Below are 6,703 nucleotides of genomic sequence, written 5' to 3'. Positions count from 1 at the left end.
ATATCATGTCGATGCTGTTCCCTCGCCATTTTTCTGCCCTCCTGCTACTTTGAGGACTATTATAGCACATTCCTATTGACGACACAACCTAGGCCTTGTTTGAAAAATAAATATTGCACAAAGGGAATGCAGGTGGGAAAATAGGGGCATGAAACGGTATGATTAGCGCCTATTAGGAAAACAAGCTGCCAATATGAGAGAGTAACGGCTCAAACAGCCAAAGCGGTGGTAGCTTCGGTGTTGGGTTCCATGTACTTGACGATCTTTCGCTGTTCATCAGCAAACTTGAAGCGGACGCTGATATTGCTATTCTCGTCGTACACCTTGATATGGTCAACGAGTTCCACAAGAATGTCACGGGTCAGCTTGTCGATGTTCTGATACTTCATAAAGGCTACCAACGCCGGCTGTTCGTTATCCACACCGTTTGCCAGTTCCGCCCGCTCCGCTGTCAGGTTCTCTAATACAGCGGTCAGCGTAGCCGTCTGGCGCTCATAATCGGCTTTCACTATTGTGGTAGTCCTCACGAGTGATCTCGCCGTCTTTCCAGTCTTGATACAGCCCTTGCTTGTAGCGGATGACTTTCGCCAGTTCCCGCTCCTTGGCCGCGATCAGGTCGTCCAACCGCTTTGATTGGCACTTCTTGATCGGGGCCGTATTGATAAGCGCGATAATTTCAGAATAGGAAACCGCTAAATGTACCTGCTGCTGAATGGCGAACAGGACGGCGGTCTCCGGCCGGTTGTGCCTGATTGGGTGCATGGTGCAGGCCGTCCGGGAGCGGTTCTTATAGGTGGAGCAGGCGTAATATACATATTTGCCGCTCAAGCTCCGGGCCAGGGCCTGGCCGCAGTCGGCGCAGCGGAGGAAACAGGCAGGCCCTTCATGCGCCGGTAGGCCGAGGGGCTGGGTATGCCGTGTTCGTTCAGGTGGGGAGCGACACGGCCCGCTTGGAGCTACCTTGCAGGAACATGGAGTAAATCAGCTTGACCGTTTCGGCGGCGTCGGGATCGACCACCGGCTTGTGTTTGTCCTCTCTCTGTTCTTAGAACCCGTATTCACAACCATTCGACACCGTCTGAGCGGGTCTTTTGCCGGCCTGCCGCGTTGAAAAATCTTGCAATACACAAAGTATTGTCTGCGTTTTTTCGCCTTGCAGGGCAGCAAAATCCCTCGCCTATCCGGCATCCTCTGATTATGAATACAGGTTCTTAGACGGGAAAAAATACCCATTCTGTTATAAGCAAGCATCTCCACCTCCACCGTAAGCATTTTTTACTGGCTTATATAATGTTCTTACTTTCCCCCAGCCACTTTTGCAGGATACCATTTTTGGAACCACGCAGTAAAAAGCCCCATGAAGATAGGCAATACAGAATTGATAAGCCCAACAAAGCTACTAATAGAGGTTCGCATCAATAGCCATGTAAAAACAGATGTAAACAGATAAAGAACGCCCCAAGCCATAGTCAGAATACGGTTGGTTTTTAGAAAGAGAGCATTTTGTAAAGCGCCCTCGCCGCCGTAGCTGTTCATGGAATAATGGGCAGTAAGAGGTACTTTCCAAAAACAGGACACAAGCCACATCACGGCAAAGGAAAGATACGACAGCGGCAACATCCATTTTTCTGAATATCCGGCCAGCATGGTAACGGAAAAACTCGTTACCAAAGCATTTGACAAAATGTCATATACTGTTTTTTTGTTTCGATAGAAGATAAGGGGGATCAGCGCGCAGATACCGATGCTGATAAGGCAACCCCATTGCTTGTGGATCGCAGGAGCTACCCATAAAACGATCCACGAAATGAGCATAATATTCATATTGGTGTTTTTCTGCGATAGGGGGGCTTCCATTCGTTGCATTTGTGGCCGTGAACCGACAAAGTAGGTGTCCCATTTCAGCATCAAGGTAAAATCTCCTTTTACCTTATAAAGCCCTTGCATCATGGCTTCATCACCCCGAATTTCTCCGGCCGCAATCGAACGCCATACAGTAACCGGCGTTTCAATCTTTGTGGTGGCCGCTAAAGACCCGTCTGTATAAACATGGCTGCCATCTTTTCCTAATAGAATTTGGTAGATTTCCTCCACATCCGTATAGTGCATTTCCAGCACGATGTCTTTACCGGGATAGTTTTCCTTGCAATAAAGCGCCGCCATTTGCCTGGTGAAAATCAGTGTGTCAGATTCTTTTCTTGCGATGGTCTCTCCTGTTTTTGCGCCGCCCTTATCAATCCCCCAGCTCGCGTCAGCGCAGGCTTCAAAGGTTTCCTTTGGCAGTAAAAGCTGGTCAAGCAGTTCCTGCGTTTTGTTGGAAATACTACCGCTGGCGTATTCCTGTCCCGCTAATTTCACATATGAAAGGTACTCATTCGTGCGCGTAGACAGCTCCGGCACCCGAAACAGTTCGCCCTGACCGCAAAAAATGGTCGTATAATTTCCCCGCCCGCAAAGATGATCGAAAAGACTATATACGCCGTCATAATTTCCTTTTGCCGTATAAAAGCCACAGGTGGAGATCACCACTGTCCTTTTTCCGCTCATATCATATCGGGAGGGATGTCCTCCGCACCCAACCTGTCCGGCCTTTTCTTCCATAAAAGGGAGAAGCATAGGTAACTGGCGGTCAATCAGATTCTTTAGTGAACCGGGAACCGTATAATAATATAGGGGAAAACTCCATATTGTAATGTCCGCCCAAAGCAGGTCTTGAATGACCTGTTGCATTTCATCCTGTATGCAGCATTGTCCGGGCGTGCGGTTCCAGCACGAAAAGCAGCCAAGGCAGGGTTTAATATTTATGCGGCTAATGGAAAGCCCCTTTGTCTGAACATCCTGAATCCCTTGCTTCATACCATCCAGAAACGCAGACGTGAGTCGGTAGGTATTGCTGCCAGCCCCTTTCGGGCTTCCATTTATCACCAAGATGTTCATAACTCCATTTCTCCTTCCAATCTCCGGATGCAGTCCTGTGCCCACTCAATTTGCATTTGTAAACTTCGCCGCCCATATTCTACCGTCATCTGCCAATAAAGTGTTTTCTCTTTTTGACCGATTAGATCGCCATAGGTGTATATGAGCCGTGGAACAGCATCTAAACTTTGTAGGAAGAACTCGCAGCTTTTCTTAACGCTATCAAAATAACAAATATTTTCTTTCGCGCTTCTTTCCCCAAGAAAAAAGACTTTCATCAAAATCGGTGTTTTGACCCTCAATCCCAAGTCGCTATCTGCAAGCCATCGCAGTAATTCTTCTCGCCCTGCTGATGTGATGGAATAGACGTTTTTATCCGGCTTTCCATTTTGCGGAACAACCGTTTTATTCACCCATTCTCTTTGTTCCAGCCCTTGAAGCTCTCTATAAATCTGGCTGGTTTTCGCGTCCCAAAAATAATTTAGGGAGTCTCGAAAAATTTCCATAATTTCATACCCGGTCATTTCTTTATAATTGAGCAACCCCAAAATCCCATGTTTTAACATACAGTACGCCCTCCTTGCTCTGTTCTACTCTACACGCTTATTATATTCCATAAGTGGAATATAATCAAGAGCAAAGCGAAGATTGTATACGAAAGTGACGGGAAAATCACGCTGAATATTATGAACCACCTGTTAAAGAACCGCCGCTATATGGGCGAGTACAGTTATCGTGATGTAGCCAAGGAGGAGGGTATCCCGGCGATTGTTCCGAAAGAATTATTTGAACGGGTACGAGAACGGCTGGCAAAGAACAAAAAGGCTCCTGCCCGTCACAAAGCCGAGGACGATTACCTTTTGACAACGAAGCTGTATTGTGGAAAATACGATTCCTTTATGGTGGGAGAAAGCCACACAATAAAAATACACCGCTATTATCGCCGTGTGAACACCAAGAAAAAGAAATTCTGTGATAAGAAAGCGGTTAAGAAAGACTGGATTGAAGATTTAATTGTCAACTATACCATGAAAGCAACTATGAATGATGAAGTCATGGAACGGCTGATTGATGCGCTAATGGAGTTGCAGAAGAAAGAAAGCACCGAGCCGCCCCTTTTGAAAAAGCAGCTTGCGGAAACGGAAAAAGGCATGAACAATATGCTCAACGCCATTCAAGCCGGGATTTTTACCCCGTCCACCAAGCAAAGATTGGACGAGTTAGAGGAAATCAAAAGCTAGCTTGAAGTCAGCATTTTGCAGGAGGAAATGCACAAGCCACTGCTTACAAGAGAACAGATAGGATTTTTTACTTACTGTTTCAGCAAACTTGTTGTGTCAAAGCAGAAGCAGCGTCAAAAGCTGATTGACAGTTTTGTAAATGCGGTGTATCTTTATGAGGAGAGGATAATCCTTACTTTCAATTATAAAGATGATTCCAAGACTATCACGCTGGCGGAGGTTGAGGGTTCGGATTTATCCGTACCCGGTGCACCATCTAAGGACGGTTATTTTGAGATGTATTGTGTATTTGTGGCAAGATGACGCAGGCCGGAAAGACGGTGATCGACCAGCAGGAGAGGGCCGAAGGGGGAGCGCCCGGGGATGACCTAGGCGCTCCATTCTCTTTTGGCCCTCTGCGAAGAGCGCACTTACTCATCACCGGCCAGGGGCCTGCGGTGGTACTGCCTGACGGCAGCCGTGCGCCCTCCGGGGGCGGCTCCGCCGGGGTGTCATCCCTTGCTGGTAATACCAGCAGACGCCAACGGCAGCTTGTGCATCGGACAGAACTACGCCAATGCGCTGGGGGCTTGGGGAGCTCGGCCACCAACAAGCGGCACGGGGCATATACCTGTGCATTGCTTGCCACTACCATCAGCCCATCAAATGAGGCTTGTGTATTGGTCACTACTGATGGCTGTAAGAAAACGACAAATCGGGGGTTTGGGGGGATGATGCCATATGAAGAAAAGTGTTTTAATATTGTTGACTCTTGTTCCTGTAATAGTTGGATATTTAGTTAATGTCTTGATTATGGTTCCTGTAATTGGTATGGCAGGCTTCTACTTACTCCCTCTGCTCACAACAGCCTTTTGGTTTTATCTGGGCAAACAGTTTGCACGCAAATGGAAACCTGTTCCTGCAGTACTGATTGCTCACACCGTGGGCATTTGTTCACTGTTGGTTTACCTTTGGCAGTTTTTGCTTGAAACAGATGAAACAAGAAGTTTGACATTAGCAGGTTTTTCGCAGATATTTTCTGCTTCAACACCATTGTATTTATTTGGCGGGATTGCAAGACTTGTTGAACGCCAACCGAATTATGCAGGTAGAGCAACGATGGTTGCCATGCAGGTTATAGCCCTTGATAAATGTTCTCTTGATATAATGGGTATCGGGATAATTGTCCTTTTAACCAGTTCCACCACTTGACGATCAATTTCGTCCTGTGTCCCTGCGGGGCAGATCAAGGAAGTATCTCCGCCAAGGTACTGGCCGCTCACTGTTTCCATCGCCACCATATCAAAATCCTTGCTCATTCCATAGCGGGTGATCATGGACCGAGCCAACTTGGTCGCCTGTTCAATATCGTTGGAAGCTCCAGTTGAAATTGTTCCAAAAACAACCTCCTCTGCGGCGCGGCCTCCTGTGTAGGTAGCAATCTTGTTTTCGATTTCCTCTTTTGTCATCAGGTAGCGATTGCCGTCCTCCACCTGCATGGTGTAGCCTAATGCCCCAGAGGTGCGGGGAATAATGGTGATTTTCTGCACCGGAGCGGATTGGGTCTGCCTCGCAGCCACCAAAGCATGGCCAATCTCATGGTAAGCCACCGTCCACTTCTCCTTGTCAGTAAGGATGGCATTTTTCTTTTGGTAGCCCGCAATGACTACCTCAATGCTTTCCTCCAGGTCAGACTGAGTAGCATACTTCCTCCCATCCCGTACCGCCCGGAGGGCTGCTTCATTGACGATGTTGGCTAACTCTGCTCCAGATGCTCCCGAGGCCATTCTTGCGATCTGCTGGAAGTCCACCTCTTCGGAAACCTTAATTTTCTTGGCATGGACTTTCAAAATAGCTTCCCGGCCTTTTAAATCGGGCAGCTCTACAGGCACCCGGCGGTCAAAGCGTCCAGGCCGGGTCAGGGCTGGGTCCGGGGACTCAGGGCGGTTGGTAGCCGCCAGAATAACAACGCCGGTGTTGCCCTCAAAGCCGTCCATCTCGGTAAGCAGTTGGTTCAAAGTCTGCTCCCGCTCGTCATTGCCGCCCATTTTCCCCGAGTTCCGCTTCTGGCCAATAGCGTCGATCTCGTCGATGAACACAATGCAGGGTGCCTTTTCCTTGGCCTGCTTGAACAGGTCCCGGACCTTGGAGGCCCCCATGCCCACAAACATCTCCACAAACTCCGAGCCGGACATGGAGAAGAAGGGAACCTCGGCCTCGCCGGCCACCGCCTTGGCCAGCATGGTCTTGCCGGTGCCTGGAGGGCCCGCCAGCAGGATGCCTTTAGGCATGGAGGCGCCGATCTCCTTGTACTTATCCGGGTTGTGGAGGTAGTCCACAATCTCGGCCAGGTTCTCCTTGGCCTCGTCCTCCCCCGCCACATCGGAGAACTTAATGCCCTCCGAGGATTTCACGTAGACTTTAGCGTTGGACTTTCCGAACATCATGGAATTAGGTAGTGTTCACATAAGCACATCGACAATGAGAGCAAAAAAGACAAAAGCCAAAAAGATAATATCCAGTTTGTCATAGCGGGTAAAAATGCGACGAAATCGCTTGATACGGCG

At 48.5% G+C, this 6,703-nt stretch carries 7 protein-coding genes and 2 pseudogenes; 3 read left to right on the top strand and 6 right to left on the bottom strand.

The genetic code is table 11. The features are described 5' to 3' along the window. Nucleotides 1-209: 209 nt before the first annotated feature. The 4 genes from D5269_RS18720 to D5269_RS16410 all read right to left on the bottom strand — a co-directional run bounded on the left by D5269_RS18720 (nt 210) and on the right by D5269_RS16410 (nt 3,482). Complete coding sequence (locus D5269_RS18720; protein ID WP_243126932.1) at nt 210-509, bottom strand: DUF4368 domain-containing protein; 300 nt, start codon at nt 507-509, stop codon at nt 210-212. After that, nucleotides 493-828: a zinc ribbon domain-containing protein gene (locus tag D5269_RS18715; RefSeq protein WP_016316687.1), complete on the bottom strand. Its 336-nt coding sequence runs from the start codon at nt 826-828 to the stop codon at nt 493-495. The genes D5269_RS18720 and D5269_RS18715 overlap by 17 nt, the downstream gene beginning before the upstream one ends. Nucleotides 829-1,296: 468 nt before the next feature. Continuing rightward, nucleotides 1,297-2,937 carry an NAD(P)H-dependent oxidoreductase gene (locus tag D5269_RS16415; protein ID WP_120486984.1) on the bottom strand — a complete coding sequence of 547 codons (1,641 nt, stop codon included), beginning with the start codon at nt 2,935-2,937 and terminating at the stop codon, nt 1,297-1,299. Beyond that, nucleotides 2,934-3,482, bottom strand: a complete 549-nt coding sequence (locus D5269_RS16410; RefSeq protein WP_016316684.1) for a PadR family transcriptional regulator — start codon at nt 3,480-3,482, stop codon at nt 2,934-2,936. The genes D5269_RS16415 and D5269_RS16410 overlap by 4 nt, the downstream gene beginning before the upstream one ends. A 39-nt stretch (nt 3,483-3,521) precedes the next feature. On the opposite strand from D5269_RS16410, the gene D5269_RS18710 reads away from it, so the two are divergent. The 3 genes from D5269_RS18710 (at nt 3,522) to D5269_RS16400 (ending at nt 5,348) form a co-directional block, all read left to right on the top strand. Further along, nucleotides 3,522-4,157: a recombinase family protein gene (locus D5269_RS18710; protein WP_347707308.1), complete on the top strand. Its 636-nt coding sequence runs from the start codon at nt 3,522-3,524 to the stop codon at nt 4,155-4,157. Between the two features lie 27 nt (nt 4,158-4,184). Further along, the gene (locus D5269_RS18705) at nt 4,185-4,460 is read left to right on the top strand and encodes a hypothetical protein (protein ID WP_016316682.1); all 276 of its coding nucleotides are present in this window, start codon (nt 4,185-4,187) and stop codon (nt 4,458-4,460) included. A 417-nt stretch (nt 4,461-4,877) separates the two neighbouring features. Continuing rightward, on the top strand, nt 4,878-5,348 hold the full coding sequence (locus tag D5269_RS16400; protein ID WP_147408040.1) for a hypothetical protein: 471 nt from the start codon (nt 4,878-4,880) through the stop codon (nt 5,346-5,348). On the opposite strand, the pseudogene ftsH reads toward D5269_RS16400, so the two are convergent. After that, a pseudogene (ftsH, locus tag D5269_RS16395) lies at nt 5,327-6,589 on the bottom strand (ATP-dependent zinc metalloprotease FtsH); the annotation flags it as partial. The gene D5269_RS16400 and the pseudogene ftsH sit on opposite strands and share 22 nt — an antisense overlap. Before the next feature lie 9 nt (nt 6,590-6,598). Beyond that, nucleotides 6,599-6,703, bottom strand: a pseudogene (locus D5269_RS18700) (IS5/IS1182 family transposase); the annotation flags it as partial.

Origin of the sequence: Anaerotruncus sp. 1XD42-93, assembly GCF_009917605.1 — a bacterium.
GTDB lineage: Bacteria > Bacillota > Clostridia > Oscillospirales > Ruminococcaceae > Anaerotruncus.
Note: the sequence above shows the minus strand (reverse complement) of the source record. Positions and strands in the feature narration are given on the sequence as shown.

Bases quoted from the DNA above. Each gene is read 5' to 3' on its own strand.
- D5269_RS16400 (WP_147408040.1), top strand. From the start codon at position 4,878: ATGAAGAAAAGTGTTTTAATATTGTTGACTCTTGTTCCTGTAATAGTT.
- D5269_RS18705 (WP_016316682.1), top strand. From the start codon at position 4,185: ATGCACAAGCCACTGCTTACAAGAGAACAGATAGGATTTTTTACTTAC.
- D5269_RS16415 (WP_120486984.1), bottom strand. From the start codon at position 2,937: ATGAACATCTTGGTGATAAATGGAAGCCCGAAAGGGGCTGGCAGCAAT.
- D5269_RS16410 (WP_016316684.1), bottom strand. From the start codon at position 3,482: ATGTTAAAACATGGGATTTTGGGGTTGCTCAATTATAAAGAAATGACC.